Origin of the sequence: Pseudomonas sp. BN607, assembly GCF_029871175.1 — a bacterium.
Taxonomy (GTDB): Bacteria; Pseudomonadota; Gammaproteobacteria; order Pseudomonadales; family Pseudomonadaceae; genus Aquipseudomonas.
Map to the genome: position 1 here is coordinate 103,531 of NZ_SSOE01000069.1, position 20,213 is coordinate 123,743.

At 62.4% G+C, this 20,213-nt stretch carries 20 protein-coding genes and 2 tRNA genes; 10 read left to right on the forward strand and 12 right to left on the reverse strand.

The window, feature by feature from the left end; genetic code table 11:
• Positions 1-122 precede the first annotated feature (122 nt).
• Together E8E68_RS26370 and mgtE are read left to right on the forward strand one after the other, a co-directional pair.
• A tRNA-Arg gene (locus E8E68_RS26370) sits at positions 123-199 on the forward strand.
• A 421-nt stretch (positions 200-620) separates the two neighbouring features.
• Positions 621-2,063 (forward strand): magnesium transporter, encoded by a 1,443-nt coding sequence (gene mgtE, locus E8E68_RS26375; protein WP_110743646.1) that lies wholly within the window; start codon positions 621-623, stop codon positions 2,061-2,063.
• A gap of 126 nt (positions 2,064-2,189) precedes the next feature.
• On the opposite strand, the gene E8E68_RS26380 is transcribed toward mgtE, so the two are convergent.
• Positions 2,190-2,516, reverse strand: a complete 327-nt coding sequence (locus E8E68_RS26380) for an Arc family DNA-binding protein (protein ID WP_003254499.1) — start codon at positions 2,514-2,516, stop codon at positions 2,190-2,192.
• A gap of 345 nt (positions 2,517-2,861) precedes the next feature.
• On the opposite strand from E8E68_RS26380, the gene phnN reads away from it, so the two are divergent.
• Together phnN and E8E68_RS26390 are read left to right on the forward strand one after the other, a co-directional pair.
• Positions 2,862-3,455, forward strand: coding sequence for a phosphonate metabolism protein/1,5-bisphosphokinase (PRPP-forming) PhnN (gene phnN / locus E8E68_RS26385; protein ID WP_266028857.1), 594 nt, complete (start codon positions 2,862-2,864; stop codon positions 3,453-3,455).
• 111 nt (positions 3,456-3,566) lie between these two features.
• A tRNA-Arg gene (locus E8E68_RS26390) sits at positions 3,567-3,643 on the forward strand.
• A 260-nt stretch (positions 3,644-3,903) separates the two neighbouring features.
• Here E8E68_RS26390 and E8E68_RS26395 read toward each other — a convergent pair.
• From E8E68_RS26395 to E8E68_RS26415, 5 genes are all read right to left on the reverse strand, one after another.
• On the reverse strand, positions 3,904-5,337 hold the full coding sequence (locus tag E8E68_RS26395; RefSeq protein WP_280346203.1) for an amidohydrolase family protein: 1,434 nt from the start codon (positions 5,335-5,337) through the stop codon (positions 3,904-3,906).
• Positions 5,338-5,353: 16 nt separating this feature from the next.
• Positions 5,354-6,082 (reverse strand): ABC transporter permease, encoded by a 729-nt coding sequence (locus E8E68_RS26400; RefSeq protein WP_323054370.1) that lies wholly within the window; start codon positions 6,080-6,082, stop codon positions 5,354-5,356.
• 85 nt (positions 6,083-6,167) lie between these two features.
• On the reverse strand, positions 6,168-7,022 hold the full coding sequence (locus tag E8E68_RS26405; protein WP_280346207.1) for an ABC transporter ATP-binding protein: 855 nt from the start codon (positions 7,020-7,022) through the stop codon (positions 6,168-6,170).
• A gap of 66 nt (positions 7,023-7,088) precedes the next feature.
• On the reverse strand, positions 7,089-8,114 hold the full coding sequence (locus E8E68_RS26410) for an aromatic ring-hydroxylating dioxygenase subunit alpha (protein ID WP_266028861.1): 1,026 nt from the start codon (positions 8,112-8,114) through the stop codon (positions 7,089-7,091).
• A 39-nt stretch (positions 8,115-8,153) separates the two neighbouring features.
• Positions 8,154-9,179 carry an ABC transporter substrate-binding protein gene (locus E8E68_RS26415; RefSeq protein ID WP_280346210.1) on the reverse strand — a complete coding sequence of 342 codons (1,026 nt, stop codon included), beginning with the start codon at positions 9,177-9,179 and terminating at the stop codon, positions 8,154-8,156.
• Between the two features lie 633 nt (positions 9,180-9,812).
• On the opposite strand from E8E68_RS26415, the gene E8E68_RS26420 reads away from it, so the two are divergent.
• The 4 genes from E8E68_RS26420 to E8E68_RS26435 all read left to right on the forward strand — a co-directional run bounded on the left by E8E68_RS26420 (position 9,813) and on the right by E8E68_RS26435 (position 12,907).
• Entirely contained in the window at positions 9,813-10,619 is an 807-nt protein-coding gene (locus E8E68_RS26420) for a hypothetical protein (RefSeq protein ID WP_280346212.1), read from the forward strand.
• A 106-nt stretch (positions 10,620-10,725) separates the two neighbouring features.
• A complete protein-coding gene (locus tag E8E68_RS26425) occupies positions 10,726-12,348 on the forward strand; it encodes a methyl-accepting chemotaxis protein (protein WP_266028864.1) in 1,623 nt (540 codons plus the stop codon).
• 305 nt (positions 12,349-12,653) lie between these two features.
• Positions 12,654-12,776: a hypothetical protein gene (locus tag E8E68_RS26430; RefSeq protein ID WP_280346293.1), complete on the forward strand. Its 123-nt coding sequence runs from the start codon at positions 12,654-12,656 to the stop codon at positions 12,774-12,776.
• Entirely contained in the window at positions 12,773-12,907 is a 135-nt protein-coding gene (locus tag E8E68_RS26435) for a hypothetical protein (RefSeq protein ID WP_348530109.1), read from the forward strand. Before E8E68_RS26430 ends, E8E68_RS26435 begins: the two co-directional genes overlap by 4 nt.
• Here E8E68_RS26435 and E8E68_RS26440 read toward each other — a convergent pair.
• Together E8E68_RS26440 and E8E68_RS26445 are read right to left on the reverse strand one after the other, a co-directional pair.
• Positions 12,888-13,028, reverse strand: coding sequence for a DUF1937 family protein (locus E8E68_RS26440; RefSeq protein ID WP_280346214.1), 141 nt, complete (start codon positions 13,026-13,028; stop codon positions 12,888-12,890). The two genes, E8E68_RS26435 and E8E68_RS26440, sit on opposite strands and share 20 nt — an antisense overlap.
• A 123-nt stretch (positions 13,029-13,151) precedes the next feature.
• Entirely contained in the window at positions 13,152-13,274 is a 123-nt protein-coding gene (locus E8E68_RS26445) for a hypothetical protein (RefSeq protein ID WP_280346216.1), read from the reverse strand.
• A gap of 213 nt (positions 13,275-13,487) precedes the next feature.
• Between E8E68_RS26445 and E8E68_RS26450 the strand changes: the two genes are divergently transcribed.
• Positions 13,488-14,486, forward strand: coding sequence for a sensor domain-containing diguanylate cyclase (locus tag E8E68_RS26450; RefSeq protein ID WP_266028877.1), 999 nt, complete (start codon positions 13,488-13,490; stop codon positions 14,484-14,486).
• 89 nt (positions 14,487-14,575) lie between these two features.
• Here the strand turns inward: E8E68_RS26450 and lpdA are convergent, their stop codons facing one another.
• The 4 genes from lpdA to E8E68_RS26470 are packed head-to-tail and all read right to left on the reverse strand — an operon-like array spanning position 14,576 to position 19,522.
• Entirely contained in the window at positions 14,576-15,955 is a 1,380-nt protein-coding gene (gene lpdA, locus E8E68_RS26455) for a dihydrolipoyl dehydrogenase (RefSeq protein ID WP_280346218.1), read from the reverse strand.
• A gap of 2 nt (positions 15,956-15,957) precedes the next feature.
• Positions 15,958-17,229, reverse strand: a complete 1,272-nt coding sequence (locus tag E8E68_RS26460; RefSeq protein WP_280346220.1) for a dihydrolipoamide acetyltransferase family protein — start codon at positions 17,227-17,229, stop codon at positions 15,958-15,960.
• Entirely contained in the window at positions 17,230-18,288 is a 1,059-nt protein-coding gene (locus tag E8E68_RS26465) for an alpha-ketoacid dehydrogenase subunit beta (protein ID WP_266028879.1), read from the reverse strand. It abuts the gene before it with no gap.
• A 1-nt stretch (position 18,289) separates the two neighbouring features.
• A complete protein-coding gene (locus tag E8E68_RS26470; RefSeq protein ID WP_110743639.1) occupies positions 18,290-19,522 on the reverse strand; it encodes a 3-methyl-2-oxobutanoate dehydrogenase (2-methylpropanoyl-transferring) subunit alpha in 1,233 nt (410 codons plus the stop codon).
• 198 nt (positions 19,523-19,720) lie between these two features.
• On the opposite strand from E8E68_RS26470, the gene bkdR reads away from it, so the two are divergent.
• Positions 19,721-20,206, forward strand: coding sequence for a Bkd operon transcriptional regulator BkdR (bkdR, locus tag E8E68_RS26475; RefSeq protein ID WP_012273540.1), 486 nt, complete (start codon positions 19,721-19,723; stop codon positions 20,204-20,206).
• Positions 20,207-20,213: the final 7 nt, after the last annotated feature.

The following is a 20,213-nucleotide window of genomic DNA, read 5'->3' on the forward strand; positions in this document are numbered from 1 at the left end:
TCGGCTACGAACCGAGCGGTCGCAGGTTCGAATCCTGCTGAGTCCGCCACTTTCTTGAAGTGGTTCTGCTTGCAAAGCCATTTCAGTCAACCAGTGGTAACCTGGTCTAAAACTACCATCACGGACTCATAGCTCAGCTGGATAGAGTACTCGGCTACGAACCGAGCGGTCGCAGGTTCGAATCCTGCTGAGTCCGCCATACCCCATCAAGAAGCCCGCTCGATTGAGCGGGCTTTTTGTTTTTCTGCGCCACAGAATTGTTGGCCGTATCGATCTAAGCTCTCCTGTAATAAGTGTGGCGTAGCTTGGGCGCGCAGCAGCCCTGAATTCGCCATGGCGCCACACATCCCGAAATTAAATGTGCTTTCCCCTCCACAACAACCGTCGCACTGATAGCTTCACGCGTTGTCCCAGCTTTATCGCGCAAACGATTGTTCTGGCCAAAAATTTAAGCGATCTGACAGCTTTAGCAGTGTATGATTGCGCCCGTCAGCCCCGCCGGGGCTTGTGGAAAACCACCATGGACTTACCCAGTAGTTACTCGCTAACAAGATTCGTACAGAAAGATCTGACCGATTGATTCTCCCGGCGTGCTCCGCTGCTGGGAGTGGAGTTCGCCTATGACTGAAGTAGAAGTAAAGAAAGCGCAAGACAGCCTGCAGGATCGCCTGGCCCAGGTGATCGAACTGCTGCAGCGCCAGCGCGTGGTCGAAGACCTTACCCATCGTCAGGAAGGCGCGCACAACGACCTGGTGGAAAATCTGGTCCACCGCCAGAACCTCGTCGAGCTGCAGCGCAAGCTTGATGACCTGCACCCTGCCGACATCGCCTATATCCTCGAAGCCTTGCCTCTGGAAGATCGCCTGACGGTCTGGCAGCTGGTGCGCTCGGATCGCGATGGCGACATCTTGCTCGAAGTGTCCGACTCGGTTCGCCAATCGCTGATCGCCGACATGGACGATCACGAGCTGTTGGCTGCCGCCAAGGAAATGGACGCCGACGAGCTGGCCGACCTGGCCCCTGAGCTGCCGCGTGATGTTGTTCACGAGCTGATGGAAACCCTCGATGCCCAGCAACGCGAACGTGTGCGTTCGGCGCTGAGCTACGACGAGGAGCAGGTCGGTGCGCTGATGGACTTCGAGATGGTTACCATCCGCGAAGACGTGAGCCTGGAAGTGGTATTGCGCTATCTGCGCCGCCTGAAAGAGTTGCCCAACCACACCGACAAACTGTTCGTGGTTGATTACGACGGCATCCTCAAGGGGGTGTTGCCGATCAAGCGCCTGCTGGTCAACGACCCGGAGAAGAAGGTAGCGGAGGTCATGGCAACTGACCCCGTGTCCTTCCAGCCCGAGGAAGATGCCTACGATGCAGCCCAAGCCTTTGAACGTTACGACCTGGTCTCTGCCCCTGTAGTCGACAAGGGCGAGCGCCTGATTGGCCGTTTGACCATTGACGAAATGGTCGACCTGATTCGTGAGGAAAGCGAAAGCGAAGTCCTCAACATGGCCGGTCTGCGCGAGGAAGAAGACATCTTCGCTTCGGTCTGGCGCTCGTTCCGCAACCGTTGGGCTTGGCTTGCGATCAACCTGATTACCGCCTTTTTGGCTTCGCGGGTGATCGGTGTGTTCGAGGGCTCGATTGAAAAGCTGGTGGCTTTGGCTGCATTGATGCCGATCGTTGCCGGTATTGGTGGTAACTCGGGTAACCAGACCATCACCATGATCGTCCGTGCCATGGCGCTTGACCAGGTGTCGCCGGGCAACACCAGCCGCCTGATGCGCAAGGAGTTGGCGGTTTCGCTGATCAATGGCCTGGTATGGGGTGGGGTGATTGGTGCGGTGGCGTTCTGGCTATACGGCAGCTGGTCACTGGGGGTGGTGATGACTGCCGCGATGACCCTGAATCTGTTGCTGGCGGCGCTGATGGGTGTGCTTATCCCGATGACCCTGGCCCGTCTGGGGCGCGATCCGGCGATGGGGGCGAGTGTGATGATCACCGCTGTGACTGACAGCGGCGGTTTCTTCATCTTCCTGGGCCTGGCTACGTTGTTCCTGCTGTAGCCTGTTTGTCGCCGTTGCAAGGCGTTTGCACTGCATCAAGGGCGTGCCTTGGTGCAGTAGCTGCAGCAACCGGCCTCCCATAAAAAAAGCCAGCTTGCGCTGGCTTTTTTGCGTCCGCTGCAACCTTCAGGAAGCGTCGGCGGCCATTTCCACATCGTGAGCGATGAGGGCGACCAGGGCGTTCTGCTGGCGGTGGGAAAGCTGGCGGAAGCGTTGCAGCAGCTCGCGCTCATGCAGGGACAGCTCAGGGCTGTCCAGGCGCATGCTCAGCTCGTCACCCAGCGCCCCTTCCTGGATAAGGCTCTGCTCCAGGCGTGCGATGATCTCGGAGTTCATGCTGCGGTGATGGTTGCGCGCTACCTCGGCAATGCGCTCACGCATCCCGTCTGGCAGGCGGACGACAAACTTGTCAGCGGTGCGGCTCGAATAAATAGCCTGTTTCATTGGGCGCATATAAATTGACCGGATTTTGGTTCAGGGGAAGCGGTTCTCAAATTGGCCGCACGGGGTGGAAGTACGACCGTGGCGACGACAAAATGTTCAACCGTCAGTGAAAAATGGATGTTCATCTTGCCTCATGGTCGCCGTTTCCTTGGCGTCAATTCTGTGACAAATAGTGAGCCGGATAAAGGCTTTATGCCAGTACCAATTATCAGAAATGAGTACTGGTTTGAAAAGTTTTACATGGTCCGGCTTACCTAACTGTCAGACTTTTGCCGTCAAAAACTGGTAAAACGCAGCAAAAGGGTTGGAAAACCCCTAAAATGCACCGGTTTCCCTCCATAGAGCATAGTGGCTATGCAACATGACGCAAGCAACCGCCGATCAGGGACAGGGCGGCTGGTATTTCTGATAGGACCGTCGGGTTCGGGGAAAGATTCCCTGATCGAAGCTTCACGTGAGCGGCTGACGGCGGCCGGGGTGGTCATTGCCCGCCGCGTCATCACTCGTTCAGCCGAAGCCAGGGGCGAAGATGCGCATGGCGTCTCTGCCGAACAGTTTCAGATCCTGCTTGCACAGGGTGCGTTTGCCATGCACTGGCACGCCAACGGCCTGGACTATGGCATTCCACAGCAGGTCGACCAGTGGCTGGGGTCAGGCAGGGCAGTGCTGGTGAATGGCTCGCGGGCCTATCTGGCAGAGGCGCGCCGGCGCTATCCGGACCTGCTGGCAGTGTTGGTCGAGGTCCAACCCGAGATACTGCGCCAGCGGTTGCTGGCGCGTGGTCGCGAAAGCGCAGAAGAAGTGGAGCAGCGCTTGGCTCGTAGCGCACGCTTGCAGGCTGCGGCCGACCCGTCCGTGCATGTGCTCGACAACTCCAGCACACTGGATAATGCAGTCTCGGGGTTGTTCAGATTGCTGCGCGAACAGGGCGTTTTGCCTGCGGCATAGCAGTGGCAGAAAAGGATTACGCGAAAAAGCCCGGCGCAGACATGACAAACGGCAATGGGCTGGTTAACATGCTTGCCGTCCCGCTTCGCAGCGCTCGCTGCAGGTGCTTGCGTCTCAGTAGCTCAATTGGATAGAGCATCCCCCTCCTAAGGGGAAGGTTGGCAGTTCGAACCTGCCCTGGGACGCCATAATTTCCGCACCTTCCGCACCTTCCGCACCTTCACGCTTTCTCGATCATTCCCTATTTCTCTACGGGTGCACGATGGGTGCATTTGTTAGCTCGCCGGGGCTTCCCACAGGCGTATCAACTACGGCAATGGCTAGATGAGAACCGAATAACATGAGCTCCCAGATCGAATTCCCGACCTGCGCCGGTGCTGAATCTCTCTCTGAATCGCCCCTGGTTTCCTAGGCACCTTCCAGCTTCTGGAAATAGCGACTGTCCACCTCACGCCCGCACCCCCACCGCCCGTTGCAGCCGCACCACGGCCTCGCGCGCCTGGCTGCCCAGTTCTGCCAGGTCCAGACCAGGAATCGCGTCGTTCTCCACGCTCAGGCGCCCGCCTACCAGCAATGCGCGCAATGTCGGCCGGCCACCGCCCACCACCGGCGCAATGCCTACGTCATGCAGGCCGAAGTAGCACGGCTGGTCCAGCCGATACAGCGCCAGGTCCGCTGCCTTGCCCACCTCCAGCGTGCCCAGTGCATCCAGCCCCAGCACCTGCGCGCCACCGGCAGTGCCCCAGCGCACCACGTCTTCCACGCAGGCAACATGCGCGCCGCCCTCCTGCTGGCCGCCGGCGTAGGCTGGCAAGGCCCGCTCGCCAGCTTTGGCCCGCTGCATCAGCCAGGCGGCGTGGGTTTCGCTGATCATGTCGCAGGCTTCGTTGGAGGCGGCACCGTCTACGCCGATCGAAATCGGCATACCTGCCGCTTCCATGGCGACGATGTCAGCGATGCCACTGCCTAGCCGGCCGTTGCTCTGCGGGCAATGAGCAACGCCAGTGCCGGTAGCGCCCAACAGCTGGATTTCCTCGTGGCTGAGCTTGACCAGGTGGGCGAACCACACGTCGGCGCCGAGCCACTCGTGCTCCGCGCAAAATGCCACCGGCGACAGGTTGTGGCGGCGCTGCACTTCGTTCTGGTACTCCACCGTTTCGCTCAGGTGGCTGTGCAGGCGGATACCCAGCCTGCGCGCAGCCCTGGCGGTTTCGCGCAGGTGCTCGGGCGGCATCGAATACGGCGGGCTGGTGGGGGCCATCACTACCCGGCGCCAGGCATCGGCGGCGGGGTCGTGGTAGGTGCGCACCAGCCGGTCGACGTCACTCAGGTATTGATCCAGGGTTTCCGGCCCAGCGCTTGCCGTGCCTTCGGCCTGGCGCACCTGGGTTGCCCCGCCCCGGCACAGCACGAAGCGCAGGCCTAGCCGCTCGGCCTCCTCGAACAGGATCTGCGCGCTGTCAAACGCCATGCCTGGCAGGTACAGGTAATGGTGGTCGGCCACTGTGCTGCAGCCGGAGCGGGCCAGTTCCACCAGGCCGATACGCGTCGCCAGGCGGAAGCTGTGTTCATCGAACAGGCTGCGGTAGCGGTAGGGCACTGCACCCAACCAGGCCCCCAGGCTTTGGTCGATACCTGCCGGGATGCCTTTGAGCAGCGACTGGAACAGGTGATGGTGGGTGTTCACCCACCCCGGGTAGACCACGCAATCGGTGGCGTCGAGCACCCGCTCGCCTGGCAGCGGTTGCAGCGCCCCGAGGGCCGCGATGCGCCCGTGGCTGATGCGGATGTCTGGGCCGGCATGACGCGCTGGCGCGCCGCGTAGCCCCGTGAGAATGGCGCTGGCGTTACGTATCAGCCAGCTGTCGGCATGTTGCTTCATGTACGGCTCCAGGGGCTTAGCCCAGTTCACTTTCGTGCCAGTGGCGCAGGCTCAGGCGTGCCAGCAGGGCCATCAGGCTGAACAGCGCGACGCCGGTGAGGGCGATCAGCACCAGGGCGGCGAACAGCCGCGGAATGTTGAGTTGAAAGCCCGCTTGCAGAATCTGGTACGCAAGCCCCGCACCGGTCCCACCGGTGCCAGCCACGAACTCCGCCACCACGGCGCCGATCAACGCCAGCCCGCTGGCAATCCGCAGGCCGGCGAAAAAGCACGGCAAGGCACTGGGGATGCGCAGGCGCAGCAGCACCTGCCAGCGGCTGGCGCGGTTGAGGCGGAACAGGTTGACAAGCCCAGGGTTGACGCTGCGCAGGCCCAGTACCGTGTTGGCGATGATCGGGAACACCGCGACCAACGTGGCGCAGATCACCAGCGCCACGGTAGTGTCGCTGCACCAGATGATGATCAGCGGGGCGATCGCCACCACCGGCGTCACCTGCAGCAGTATCGCGTAGGGGAACAGGCTGGCTTCGATCACCCGGCTTTGCACGAACACGAACGCAGCCAGGGTGCCGATGACGACCGCAAGGGTGAACGACAGGAAGGTGATTTTCAGGGTCATCCACAGTGCCCCGAGCAGCATCGGGCCGTCGATGATCAGCGTGCGGCCGATGTCTGCAGGGGATGGCACCAGGTACACCGGTACCTGCCAGGCGATGCAGGCCAGCTGCCACAGGCCCAGCAGCAAGGTGCCGACAAGCAGTGGCGAGACGATGCGCAGCACGGCGGGGTTACGTAACCAGGGAGCAGGGGTTTGGCTCATTCAGGGGCCCTCAAGCCGGTTCGCCGTTGGCCTGGGCCAGCAGCTGGGACAGGTAAGCGCATTGCGCGATGAACGCCGGGGAGGTGCGGTAGGCCTCGTCGCGTACCTGTGGGCCGTCGATGGCGACATCGGCGATCACCCGCCCGGGGCGAGCCCCCATCACCACGACCCGCGACGAGAGATACACCGCCTCGAAAATGCTGTGGGTGACGAACACCACCGTCAGGTCACGCTCGGCCCAAAGCTGGCGCAGGTCGCTGTCGAGCTTGTTGCGGGTGAACTCGTCGAGCGCGCCAAACGGTTCGTCCATCAGCAGCAGGTTTGGCTCGGTGGCCAATGCCCGGGCAATCGACGCACGCATCTGCATGCCGCCAGACAATTCACGCGGGTAAACATTGCCGAACGCGCCCAGGCCTACCTGCTCCAGTGCGGCCTGTACCTTGGCCTGGCTGTGGGGTTTGGGCACACCCGCCAGGTCCAGCGGCAGGCGCACGTTGTCCTGCACCCTGGCCCACGGCATCAATGTGGCTTCCTGGAACACCATCGCGAGGTTTCGACCAACGCTGGCCGCGCGAGGGTGACCGCCGGGGGCATCCTTGCCCCACCAGCGTACGTGGCCGGCGCTGGGCTGTTCGAGGCCGGCGAACATCTTCAGCAAGGTGCTTTTGCCGCAGCCCGAAGGGCCCAGCAACGACACGAATTCTCCGCGCTGGATCGCCAGCTTGACGCGGCTCAGGGCATGAGTGCCGTTGCCGTAGGTTTTTTCGACCTGGTTGGCGAACAGCGGCGTATCGGCACCCACGGCGTCGGTATTGGGTGGTAGTTGCAACTGGGCGCTGGCTTTGGACAGGGTCTGCATCAACATGGCGCTCTCCCCACGGGCAATGAGCGGTTGCGTATGCCCCGGCGCACCGGGGCGCTGAACAGGCGGTCAGTGGCTGGCGAACACTTCGCTTTCGCCATGGGCTTCGAGCAGGCCCTGCAGTTGCCGGCGGATCACCAGGCCGGGCTTGTCCGAAGGCATGTGCAGCTCGACGCGCCGGCGGGTATCGACGCAGGCGTCCGGGTCGGTGGCCTCGAGGATGTCGCGGTCTTCGGCGGTGATCGCGGCGTCCCAGTCGATCAGCGCCTGGGTCGAGCACTGTGCTTCGCTGTCGTTGCGGTACAGCCACTGCACCAGCATCAGCCGGCCGTCATCGATCGGCGTGGCGCAGTTGTAGATGATGTGGTGGATGCCGCTGTCCGGGTACATGCAGCCAAAACGCCGGGAGAACGGCAGGTAATAGCGGTTGACCAGGTGGCGCTCGGTGATCGGCGCACGGGTACCGGTGATGGCGAAGCTTTCTTCGGGGTTGCGCACTGGCACGCGGGTTTCCGCCTCGAAGCCGTAATCGGTTTCGCGAAATTCGTAGCGGGCCGGTTGCGGCTGGTCGAACAGGCCGAAGTTGGCCTTGTGCACAAAGGAAAAATGCGAGTTGTCGAAGGCGTTTTCCATGACCCGCAGGGGGCTGGTTTTCCACTCCTCATAGAACTGGAAGATACGCCGGTAGCCGGGTGCGCCGTCTTCGGGGAACTCGGGAATCGGCTGCAGCGGATCGTCCAGGGCGACCCAGGCATAGCCGTATTTTTCCTGGCAGTGATAGGCCTTGACTGCCGCGCGGGGCGGAATGGCACCGGTGGGGTTCTGCGGAATCTTCACGCAGGTGCCGCTGCCGTCGTATTCCCAGCCGTGGTAGCCGCAGGCAATGTTGCCGTCTTCGCTGACAAAGCCTTTGGACAGTTTGGCGGTGCGGTGGCAGCAACGGTCGCGCATCGCTACCGGAGTGCCATCGGGGCGCTTCCACAGCACCAGGGCTTCACCGAGCAAGGTGAATGGTTTTGGCCCGTCGTCCAGGGCGGTCATAGGCAGCAGGGCGTACCAGAAGCGGCGCAACACAGGTTGTTTGGTGACCAACATGATCCAGTTTCCTCACGGCGTTCAATGCTTTTATGGGGTTCAGCGGCTGGCGGCCTGGACGTTGCCGGGCAGCACCTTGAGGCCTTGCACGAAGCGGGTGGTATAGGCCTTCTGCCAAGGGGCGGCGGCGCCCAGCAGGCCGGCCTCGACCATGAAGTCGCGCGTGGCTTGCCAGCGGGCGTCGTTCATCGTGCCGATGCCCTGGGTGGCTGCCTCGCCACCGGTCACCAGCTGGTATTGCTTGAGGGTCGAGACGCCCCAGGCCAGCAGCTCATCGCTCATGTTGGGGTTGTCGCGCTTGATCAGCGCGTTGCCTGCAGCAGGGTTTTCCAGGTAGCGCTTCCAGCCTTGGAGCGAGGCGCGGACAAACCCTGCGACGCGTTCCGGATGCTGCTCGATGACGTCCTGGCGGGTAACCAGCGTAGAGCCGTAGGGCGGGTAACCGGCATCGGCGAACAGGAAGAAATTGGGTTTCTGGCCTGCCTTGATGGCTTGGAACAGCTCCGAACTGGCGTAGGCCTGCTGGGTGGTGTCGGCGCCTGCCAGAAACGGCTGCAGGTTGAAGGTGTAGGGCCGCGCCTGGTTGTCGTCGAGCTGGTACTTGCCCTTGAGCCAAGGCCACCAGGTTTGCTGGCCGGAAGTGGACACCAGCACTTGCTTGTTTTTCAGGCCGTCCAGGGCGGCGACGTCGGCGTGGGTCATCAAGCCCTGTGGGTCACCCTGGAACGGTGCGGCCACCGCCACCACCGGCAGCCCTTGCTCTACGCTCTTGAGGACCTGCAGGTCGTAGTTGACGATGAAGTCGGCCTGCTTGCTCACCAGCAGTTGCATGCCATTGACCTGCGGGCCGCCCATGCGGATGGTGACATCCAGGCCTTCCTGCGCGTACAACCCGTCGGCCACGGCCTGGTAGAAGCCGCCTTGTTCGGCCTGTGCGTACCAGGAGGTGAGCAACACGACCTTGTCGTTGGCCATCGCCAGAGGGGCACTGCCGACCATTGCCGGGAGCACCGCCGCTGCCAACAGCGAGCGAAGCGGGTGAGTCAAAGCAAAGCGGTTTTTCATGATTGTTCTCCACCTCGATTCGAAATCTGCCGGGGTGCTCATGAGCACGCCAGCAACAGGACCGAGCGGGAAGAACGGGGCACAAGAGATAGCGCATTGCACGCACGATCACGGCCGACACTTCTCTCTTGCCCAGGGCCATCAGGCCGCGCGCAAACATCCGCTCGGATGTACGCCCCATAGGAGGCGCAAGAGCAATGCCCCATGCCATTTCAGGCACTGACCGCTTCTACTCGAGGGTAGACAAAGCCAGAAGCGTGCCAATTTCTCAGTGCCGCCTACGCTGCGCCTGCGTGCGTATGGCGGGGGCAGGTCGTGAACCGAGAAGGTGCAAGGGAGCAATAGCCAGCGCTATTAAAGTGCGCAATATGGCTGTTTATTGGTATTCATCCAGTAATCATATTGGCCACAATAACGGCAGCAGACTGTATTCGATCACTTGGCACGCGCCCTGCTAAGGCTAAGCCGAGTAGAAGCGGTCAGTGCCTGAAATGGCATGGGACATTGCTCTGGCGGCCTCGCGCCGCACACCCGGCAGGGGTGGCGCCACTGTTTGCACCGTGGCCAGAGGAGAGGTCCGTCCGCTGCGTCCCTTGCCGGTGAACCTCACCGACCTCGACCCAAGGGATGCACATGAAACTCGACCCCCTCGCCTGGCTATGCCACAGCTTCCTGCCACTCTGCGCCCTGGCCAGCGCCGGCGCGCACGCCGGCCCGTTGATGTGGAGCGACAACAGCCTCAGCTACCTGTATGGCCATAACTACAAAGTCGACGGCACCGGCAACGACATTCAGCAGACCATCACCTTCGAGCATGCCAGCGGCTGGACCTGGGGCGACGTGTTCCTGTTCGTCGACAACAAATGGTCGAACGGGTTGTCCGGCAACGACGGCTACACCTACTACGGTGAATTCTCCCCGCGCTTGTCCCTGGGCAAGGTCAGCGGGCAGAACTTGCGCTATGGCATCGTCAAGGATGTGCTGGTCGCCGCCACCTACGAGCGCGGTGAGGGGCGCAACCGCAAATACCTGCTGGGGCCTGCCGTGGACCTGCTGATCCCGGGCTTCGACCGCTTTTCGCTCAACACCTACTACCGCAAGCCCGATGGCATCACCGGCAAGGCATCAGGGCAATGGCAGATCAACCCGACCTGGGCGATGACCCTGCCGTTGGGAAGGTCGGACATTCTCTTCGACGGTTACCTGGAGTGGTATGTGAATGACGTTGGGCGCAAGGGCACGTCGGACTATGTGGCGAAGAGTTTTCACTTCAATCCGCAGGTCAAATACGACGTGGGCAAGGCGTTGGGGCACACCCCGAAGCGGTTTTACGCGGGGGTCGAGTGGGATTACTGGTCGGACAAGTATGGGATCGAGGACAGCCACGGATTCCCGACCGATCAGAATGCGCTGAGTGTGTTGCTCAAGGCGCACTTTTGAGTAGTGTTCGATTATCGATCACTAAGCGCATTCGGGCACTCAACCTTCTGCGAGCCATGCCGAACGTAATGGGCAGTACATTCCACTGCCACTCGGATGCGACGCCATGTCTCTGCGCCACTTCAACATCGCCACCCGCTCTTACCTGAGTTTCAGCCTGATCGCCGCCCTTGTGGTGGTGCTCGGGCTGTTTTCCATCGACAAGATCTCCAGCATGCGCGAAGCCGTGGTGTACACCGAGCAGGTGACCAATGTCGGCACGCGTTATCTGGGCGAGGTCCGCAGCCACATGCTGGGTTTGCGGGTCATCACCTTGCGCATGGCCATTGCCCGCGAGCCTGCGCAGCTGGCCCCGACCCTGGCGCGTCTGGAGGTGCTCAAAGGCTTGCTGGACAACGGCGTCAAAGGCTATGGCGCAGTGATGCCGGCGGCAGGCCAGCCGGTGTTTGCCGAAATGCAGCAGCTGATCGGGCAGTACCACGTGCTGCTCGACCAATACAAAAGGTTGTCCGAGCAGAATCAGGTGCCACAGATGCAGGCCATGCTCAGCGGCGCCATGCAGGACATCTCCAACCGTATCGGCGAACTCTACGACAACCTGGTCAAGCTCAGCAGCGAAACCGCCGAACAGTACACGGCCAAGGCCCGCGACGATTACCAGCGCGCCCTGTACCTGACCTTCGGCGTCATCGGCCTGGTGCTGGTGCTGACCATTGCCCTTGCCTGGCTGTTGACCCGCAGCATCGTCAGCCCGCTGCGCGAAGCCATCGGCGTGGCCCAGAACATTGCAGGCGGCGACCTTTCCCACCCCGTGCACGCCAGCGGCGCAGACGAGGCCACCCAGTTGATGCATGCGTTGGCTGCCATGCAGGCCAGCCTCAGGGATGCTTTGCGGCTGATCGGCGATTCCTCTGACCAGTTGGCTGCGGCCAGCGAAGAGATGTCGGCGATTACCCAGCAGGCTTCCCGCGACCTTACCCGGCAGAGCGATGAGATTCAGCAGGCAGCCACCGCCGTGACTGAAATGAGTGTCGCGGTCGAAGAAGTGGCGCGCAACACCGTCAGCACCTCGGAAATCTCCCGCCAGTCGGAGGACGCCGCCAGTCGCGGGCGCCTGCGCGTGGGTGAGGCGATCAGCACGATCAGCAAGATGAGTGACGATGTGCACGAGGCATCGCGGCAGATCGAAGCGCTGTCGATGCAATCCCAGCAGGTTGGCAAGGTGCTCGATGTGATTGGTGCCATCGCCGGGCAAACCAACTTGCTGGCGCTCAACGCCGCCATTGAGGCAGCCAGGGCGGGTGAGGCGGGCCGCGGGTTTGCCGTGGTGGCCGATGAAGTCCGGGCGCTGGCGGCGCGCACCCAGAGCTCGACGCTGGAGATCGAGGAAATGGTCAATGCCATCCGCAGCGGCACGGCGCGTGTGGTGGATGCGATGCAGAGCAATAGCCAGCAAGTGGGGCAAACCTTGCAAATAGCCGAGTTGGCCGGGCAGGCACTGGACGAGATCAGCACTGGCGCCACCACGATCCACGAGCGCAACCTGGTGGTGGCCAGTGCCACTGAAGAACAGGCTCAGGTGGCACGGGAAGTGGATCGCAACCTGTTGAACATCAGAGATCTTGCAATACAAACCTCAGAGGGTGCGGACCAGATCAGCGCCGCGAGCCAGGAGCTGGCCAGCCTGTCGATTGGCTTGAACGGCATCATGAAGCGCTTTCGGCTGTGAGGCGCACTGCGTAATGGCTTGTCATATGATTGCAGCTGGCCCTCGACGCCGGTGCGATCATTGGCACCTGGGTGTGGGACATTCCTAAGGACCAGGTCACGGCGGACGAGCGCTTTGCGCGCTCATTCGGCCTACCGGCCGACCGCTGCATGACCGGAATCGCGATCGAATAAGCGTTTTCATCGATTCACCCGGACGACCGCGAACGTGTCTGGGCAGGTGCGTTTCGCTGTGAATACAGATCGAAGAGCGCGTGGACATGCCGGATGGCTCGGCGACCTATATTGTTGCCGGTGCACACCGATGTGAACCGCCTGATCAGCGACATGGAGGAGCTGATTCGCCGCACCGTCGGCCCCTCCGTCAATTTGCGGGTAGCGTTGAAACAAAACCGGTCGGCGCTGGAAGCGGCCTGGGCTTGTCGATGATCTATGGTTTCGCCAAACAATCCGGCGGGCAGGTGAAGATCAGATCGGAGGAGGGCGCGGGCACGCGGGTTTATCTTCAGCTACCGAGCCATGCCGCGCAGCCTCCTTCTCTTATTGAAACTCGTGGCTGACTTCAGACCACAAGCTCACTTTTTGATCGCGGCTTTTGAAGAACTCGATCTCCCGCTTGATGCCCGAGCTCAGATCCCAACCTGGTAGGTCGAGGATGATCAGCTCTTCCATGACGTCCATGAACACCAAGTTCGCCAGTCTGGAACAGGCCAAAGCTTGCTCCAACGACCCAGCTTATGTGCAGGCCAAAGCGTTCGCCACCCAGGCGTCCCGGCGTGAACTTATCATTCTAGAGGGTGAACTTTAGTTGGCCAGCACTGGCGGGCGGAACTGTGGCATATCGGCTGCCGCCGGGTCCGTGCCGGTGGTCTGTTGTTGCGGGTTGACCGCTGCCTGCCAGCCCAGACCGTTGAGGGCAATGGTCATGAAATCCTCCTGGAAATGTGAGTGGCAAGGGAGACCGGCAAACGCCATGCCAGACGGCGCTGCACAAAAATAGGGCGCTGGAGCTATTCCGGTCGTCTTGCCGTGGGCATATGCTTGCCCGTCAGAGGCAGGATCTTGCCGCCTGCGGCTAATTACACATTGTCGGCAGCCCCTTGGTGGGCGCGCAGTTGCTGGGCATCAGGGAGAGGGTTGATGAATCAGGAAACCCGGCCGGCACCCGCCGGCTTCAGTGAGCAGCAGCTGCGCACCTTGTTCGAGTTGATCAGTGATGGCATCTGGGACTGGAACGCCAACACCGGCTACGTCTACCGCAACCCCGGCTGGTACGCCATGCTTGGCTATTCCAGCCACTCAATGGCCAACACCGTCTTCACTTGGGAGAGTGTCATTCACCCCGAGGACTACCCGCGGGTGATGGCGCATTTCGAGGCCTACATTGGCCAGCGCAATGAACGTTACCTCATCGAATACCGGTGCCGTTGCCAGGATGGCAGTTACCTGTGGATCGAAGACAGCGGCCATATCATCGACCGTAATGCAGACGGCTCGGTAGCGCGCATGCTCGGTGCCCACCGCAACATCGACGCCGGCAAGCGCCTGGTGGCGCAGCTGGAGCAGAAAAACCAGTCGCTGGAGTGCCAGGTGGCGGAACGCACCCGTGAGCTGTCCTGGGTGAACCAGCAGTTACAGCGGCAGCTTGACGAAAACCGCGAGCTGGCCGAGCGCGATGCCTTGACCCATGTTGCCAACCGCTATCGGCTGGAGAAGGTTTTGCAGCGGGAGTGCGAACGCGCGCAGCGCTTCCGCCAGCCGCTGTCGCTGATCGCGATGGATATGGACGACTTCAAGCCTATCAACGACCGTTACGGTCACGCCCGTGGCGATGCAGCATTGGTAGGCGTGGTGCAAGCGCTAGGTAGCTGCCTGCGCGAACTGGACCTGCTGGCGCGTTGGGGGGGTGACGAGTTTGTCATCGTGCTGCCGCAGACCGGGCTGGGCGAGGCGCTGGATGTAGCGGGGCGGTTGCGCCAGGTAATGGCGCAGCTTGAGCCGGTGGGGGAGTGCCGGCTGACCATGAGCTACGGCGTGGTGCAGAGGCAGGACGGAGAGGATCAACCTGCGCTGTTGGCACGGGCAGACAAGGCGCTGTACCGGGCCAAGGGCAACGGCAAGAACGCCATAGCCGAATAGTACGCGGTCATTGTGGAGCGGCCTGAATGAAAAAAGACCCGCGGCGCCTCACGGCGCAGCGGGCCAAATCGGCCTTGGCCGCTTCAGTGTCAGATATGCAGGGCGTGGCCCAGGGCGCGCAGTGCCGCTTCCTGTACCGCCTCACCCAGTGTCGGGTGGGCATGGATGGTACCGGCCACATCTTCAAGGCATGCGCCCATCTCCAGCGATTGGGCAAAGGCGGTGGACAGCTCGGAGACCGCCACGCCAACTGCCTGCCAACCAACGATCAGGTGGTTGTCACGGCGTGCCACCACCCGCACGAAACCGCTTTTCGACTCCAGGCTCATGGCCCGGCCATTGGCGGCAAACGGGAACTGCGCGACGATGCAGTCCAGGCCTTGCTGGCTGGCCTGCTCCGGGGTCTTGCCGACCACCACCACCTCCGGGTCGGTAAAGCACACGGCGGCGATCGCTGCCGGCTCGAAGCGTCGGGCTTTGCCGGCGATGATCTCGGCCACCATTTCGCCCTGGGCCATGGCCCGGTGCGCCAGCATCGGTTCGCCAGCGACATCGCCGATGGCCCAGACGTTGTGCATGCTGGTGTGACAGCGCTCGTCGATGGCAATGGCGGCGCCGTTCATCTTCAGGTCCAGGCATTCCAGGTTGAAGCCTTTGGTGCGTGGTCGGCGGCCCACGGCCACCAGCACCTGGTCGGCCTCCAGGCGCAGTTGCCCACCCTTGCCGTCGCTGGCCAACAGGCAGCCATTTTCGTAGCCCTCGACGCTGTGGCCCAGGTGCAAAGCGATGCCCAGCTTCTTCAGCGACTCGGCCACCGGCGCGGTCAGCTCGCTGTCGTAGGTCGGCAGGATGCGCTCGCGCGCTTCCACCACACTGACCTGTGCACCCAACTTGCGGTAGGCAATGCCCAGCTCCAGGCCGATATAGCCGCCGCCGACCACCACCAGGTGTTGCGGCAGGGTTTTCGGTGCCAGGGCTTCGGTAGAGGAAATCACCGGCCCGCCCAGCGGCAGCATCGGCAGTTCGACACTGCTGGAACCGGTCGCCAGCAACAGATGCTCGCACTGGATACGCTGGCCATCGACCTCGACCTGCTTGCCATCCAGTACCTTGGCCCAGCCATGCACTACTTTCACCCCGTGCTTTTTCAGCAGTGCTGCAACACCTGTGGTCAGGCGGTCGACAATGCCGTCCTTCCAGGCGACGCTCTGGCCGATGTCCAGGCGCGGCGACGCCACGCTGATGCCCAGCGGCGAGGGTTCGGTAAAACGTGAGGCCTGGTGGAATTGCTCGGCCACGTGGATCAGCGCCTTGGAGGGGATGCAGCCGATGTTCAGGCAAGTGCCGCCCAGTGGCTGGCCTTCCACCAGTACGGTAGGAATGCCCAGTTGCCCGGCGCGAATGGCTGCTACATAGCCGCCTGGGCCGCCGCCGATGATCAGCAGGGTAGTCTGGATAATCTGTTGCATGCTCACTCCACGAACAGGCAGGCGGGTTGTTCGAGCAGGCCGCGCACGGCCTGAATGAACAGGGCGGCGTCCATGCCATCGACCACGCGGTGGTCGAACGAGCTGGACAGGTTCATCATCTTGCGCACGACGATCTGGCCATCGATCACCACGGGCCGTTCAACCATTCGGTTAACGCCGATGATCGCCACCTCCGGGGTGTTGACCACCGGCGTGCTGACAATGCCGCCCAACGCGCCGAGGCTGGTCAGGGTGATGGTCGAGCCGGACAGCTCATCGCGGCTGGCCTTGTTGCTGCGCGCTGCGTTGGCCAGGCGCGAAATCTCGCTGGCGTTGGTCCACAGGCTGCCTGCTTCGGCATGGCGCAGCACCGGTACCATCAGGCCGTTGTCGCCCTGCGTGGCGATGCCGACATGCACCGCCCCATGGCGGGTGATGATTTGCGCTTCGTCGTCGTAGGTGGCGTTGATCTGGGGGAAGTCCCGCAGGGCCACGACCAGGGCGCGCACCAGGAATGGCAGCAAGGTCAGTTTGCCGCGGCTGTCGCCGTGCTTACTGTTGAGCTGTTGGCGCAGGGCCTCCAGGGCGGTGACGTCGATTTCTTCCACGTAGCTGAAGTGCGCGACGCGGCGCTTGGCGTCCTGCATGCGCTGGGCGATCTTGCGGCGCAGGCCGATAACCTGCACCTGTTCACTGTCAGTGCGCTTGGCATAGCCATTCGGTGCCTGGCCGGCACTGCTTTGCGGTTTGCTCATGAAGGCGTCGAGGTCTTCGTGCAGGATGCGCCCGGCTGGGCCGCTGCCGTGCACGTAGCGCAGCTCGATACCCGCATCCAGGGCGCGCTTGCGCACGGCAGGCGAGGCCAGCGGCTTGTCGCCCGGCTGACGTGGCACGATGGGCGCGGCCTCGTGGTTGGCCGGGGCCTGGCAGGCAGCCAGTTTCACCTCTTTCTGCGGTTCTGGCTTGGCCGCCGCAGGGGCAGCCGGGGTTTCGACCTGTTTGGCCTGAGGCACATCCACATGGTTGCCGCTGCCTTCCACCTCGATGCGGATCAGCTCGCTGCCGACCGCCATCACCTCCCCGGGCTGACCACCCAGGGCCAGTACCTTGCCGCTGACCGGCGAGGGGATTTCCACGGTGGCCTTGTCGGTCATGACGTCGGCCACCACCTGGTCCTCGGCGATGATGTCGCCGACCTTGACGAACCATTCCACCAACTCGACCTGCGCGATGCCTTCGCCAATGTCTGGCATCTTGATGACGTGCGTGCCCATTCAGACCTCCATGACCTTTTTCAATGCCGCACCTACCCGCGAAGGGCCTGGGAAGTAAGCCCATTCCTGTGCGTGAGGGTAGGGGGTGTCCCAGCCGGTAACGCGCTCGATCGGCGCCTCCAGGTGGTGGAAGCAGTGCTCCTGCACCAGCGACACCAGCTCGGCACCGAAGCCGCAAGTGCGGGTGGCCTCGTGCACCACCACGCAACGGCCGGTCTTTTTCACCGACTCGACGATGGTGTCCAGGTCTAGCGGCCACAGGCTGCGCAGGTCGATCACCTCGGCATCGACGCCGCTTTCTTCGGCGGCGACCTGGGCCACGTACACCGTGGTGCCGTAAGTCAGTACGGTCACGTCATTGCCAGGGCGGGTAATGGCGGCCTTGTCCAGCGGTACTGTGTAATAGCCGTCGGGCACGGCGCTGTGCGGGTGCTTCGACCACGGTGTTACAGGGCGGTCGTGGTGGCCATCGAACGGGCCGTTGTACAGGCGTTTGGGCTCCAGGAAGATTACCGGGTCATCGCATTCGATCGAGGCAATCAGCAGGCCTTTGGCGTCATACGGGTTGGACGGCATGACGGTGCGCAGGCCGCACACCTGGGTGAACATCGCTTCGGGGCTCTGGCTGTGGGTCTGGCCGCCATAGATACCGCCGCCGCAGGGCATGCGCAGGGTCAGCGGGGCGATGAATTCGCCGGCTGAACGGTAACGCAGGCGGGCCATTTCCGAGACGATCTGGTCGGAGGCCGGGTAGAAGTAGTCGGCGAACTGGATTTCCACCACCGGGCGCAGGCCGTAGGCACCCATGCCTACGGCGGTGCCGACGATGCCACTTTCGGAGATGGGTGCGTCGAACACGCGGGACTTGCCGTACTTGCTCTGCAAGCCCTCGGTGCAGCGGAACACGCCGCCGAAGTAACCGACGTCCTGGCCGTACACCACTACATTGTCGTCGCGCTCAAGCATGACATCCATGGCCGAGCGCAGGGCCTGGATCATGGTCATGGTAGTGGTGGCCATGGCGGTTTCCGGGTTGATGCTGTTGTTATGGTCGTTCATCTCAAACCCCCAGTTCCTGGCGCTGTCGGCGCAGGTGGTCGGGCATTTCCTTGTACACGTCCTCGAACATCGAGGCGGCGCTCGGGATGTGACCGTTGGCCAGGGTGCCGTACTGCTCGGCCTCCTTCTGCGCGGCAATCACCGCGGCTTCGAACTCGGCCGTGGTGGCCTGGTGTTCTTCCTCGGACCAGTGGCCGATCTTGATCAGGTGCTGCTTCAGGCGGGCGATCGGGTCGCCCAGTGGGAAGTGGCTCCAGTCATCGGCGGGGCGGTACTTGGACGGATCGTCGGAGGTCGAGTGCGGGCCGGCACGGTAGGTGACCCACTCGATCAGGCTTGGGCCCAGGCCGCGGCGGGCGCGTTCGGCGGCCCAGCGCGAGGCGGCGTATACGGCGACGAAGTCGTTGCCGTCAACCCGCAGCGAGGCAATGCCGCAGCCCACGCCACGGCCGGCGAACGTGGTCGACTCGCCACCGGCAATGGCCTGGAAGGTAGAAATCGCCCACTGGTTGTTGACCACGTTGAGGATCACCGGGGCGCGGTAAACGTGGGCAAAGGTCAGGGCTGTGTGGAAGTCCGACTCGGCGGTGGCGCCGTCACCGATCCACGCCGAAGCAATCTTGGTATCGCCCTTGATCGCCGACGCCATGGCCCAGCCGACTGCCTGCACGAACTGAGTCGCCAGGTTGCCACTGATGGTGAAGAAGCCGGCCTCGCGTACCGAATACATGATCGGCAGCTGGCGGCCCTTGAGCGGGTCGCGCTCGTTGGACAGCAACTGGCAGATCATCTCTACCAGCGACACGTCGCGGGCCATCAGGATGCTTTGCTGGCGGTAGGTCGGGAAGCACATGTCGGTGCGGTTCAGCGCCAGCGCCTGGCCGCTGCCGATGGCTTCTTCGCCCAGGCTCTGCATGTAGAAAGACATCTTCTTCTGGCGCTGGGCAACCACCATGCGGCTGTCGAAGATCCGCGTCTTGAGCATGGCGCGCATGCCCTGGCGGAGGATTTGCGGGTCGATGTCTTCGGCCCACGGGCCTTGGGCATTGCCTTGCTCATCGAGCACGCGGACCAGGCTGTAGGACAGGTCGGCGGTGTCGGCGGCATCCACATCGACAGGGGGTTTACGGGCTTGACCCGCGTCATTCAGGCGCAGGTAGGAAAAATCGGTCTGGCAGCCTGGCCGGCCGGTGGGCTCGGGCACATGCAAACGCAGGGGGGCGTACTCGTTCATGCTTTTTACGCTCGCTCGGGTATTTGTTTTTGTGAGCTCTGAAGCGGCCGCCGCTGAGTACCGGCTTGTGACTGGTAGGTCAGCGTCATCTACATCTTAGTGGTCCGGCAGGAGAATTTTTCTCTCAAGTTGATTGCCTTTGCCGAGCGGTGCAGATAAACATTCCGCATAAACACAAGAAACCGGTGATTTTGTCTCATGCGCAAACTCGATCGTACCGATATCGGCATTCTCAACAGCCTGCAGGAGAACGCCCGCATCACCAACGCCGAGCTGGCACGCTCGGTAAACCTGTCGCCCACGCCCTGTTTCAACCGGGTGCGGGCCATGGAGGAGCTGGGGGTTATCCGCCAGCAGGTGACGTTGCTGTCACCGGAGGCGCTAGGGCTGGATGTGAACGTGTTCATCCATGTCAGCCTGGAAAAACAGGTAGAGCAGTCGCTGCACCGCTTCGAGGAAGAAATTGCCGAGCGGCCGGAAGTGATGGAGTGCTACCTGATGACCGGTGACCCGGATTACCTGCTGCGGGTGCTGTTGCCGAGCATCCAGGCGCTGGAGCGGTTTCTTGATTACCTGACGCGCTTGCCGGGGGTGGCGAATATCCGGTCGAGTTTTGCCTTGAAGCAGGTGCGGTACAAGACCGCCTTGCCACTGCCGGCCAACGGCATGACCTTGCGGGAGTAGAGGCGTT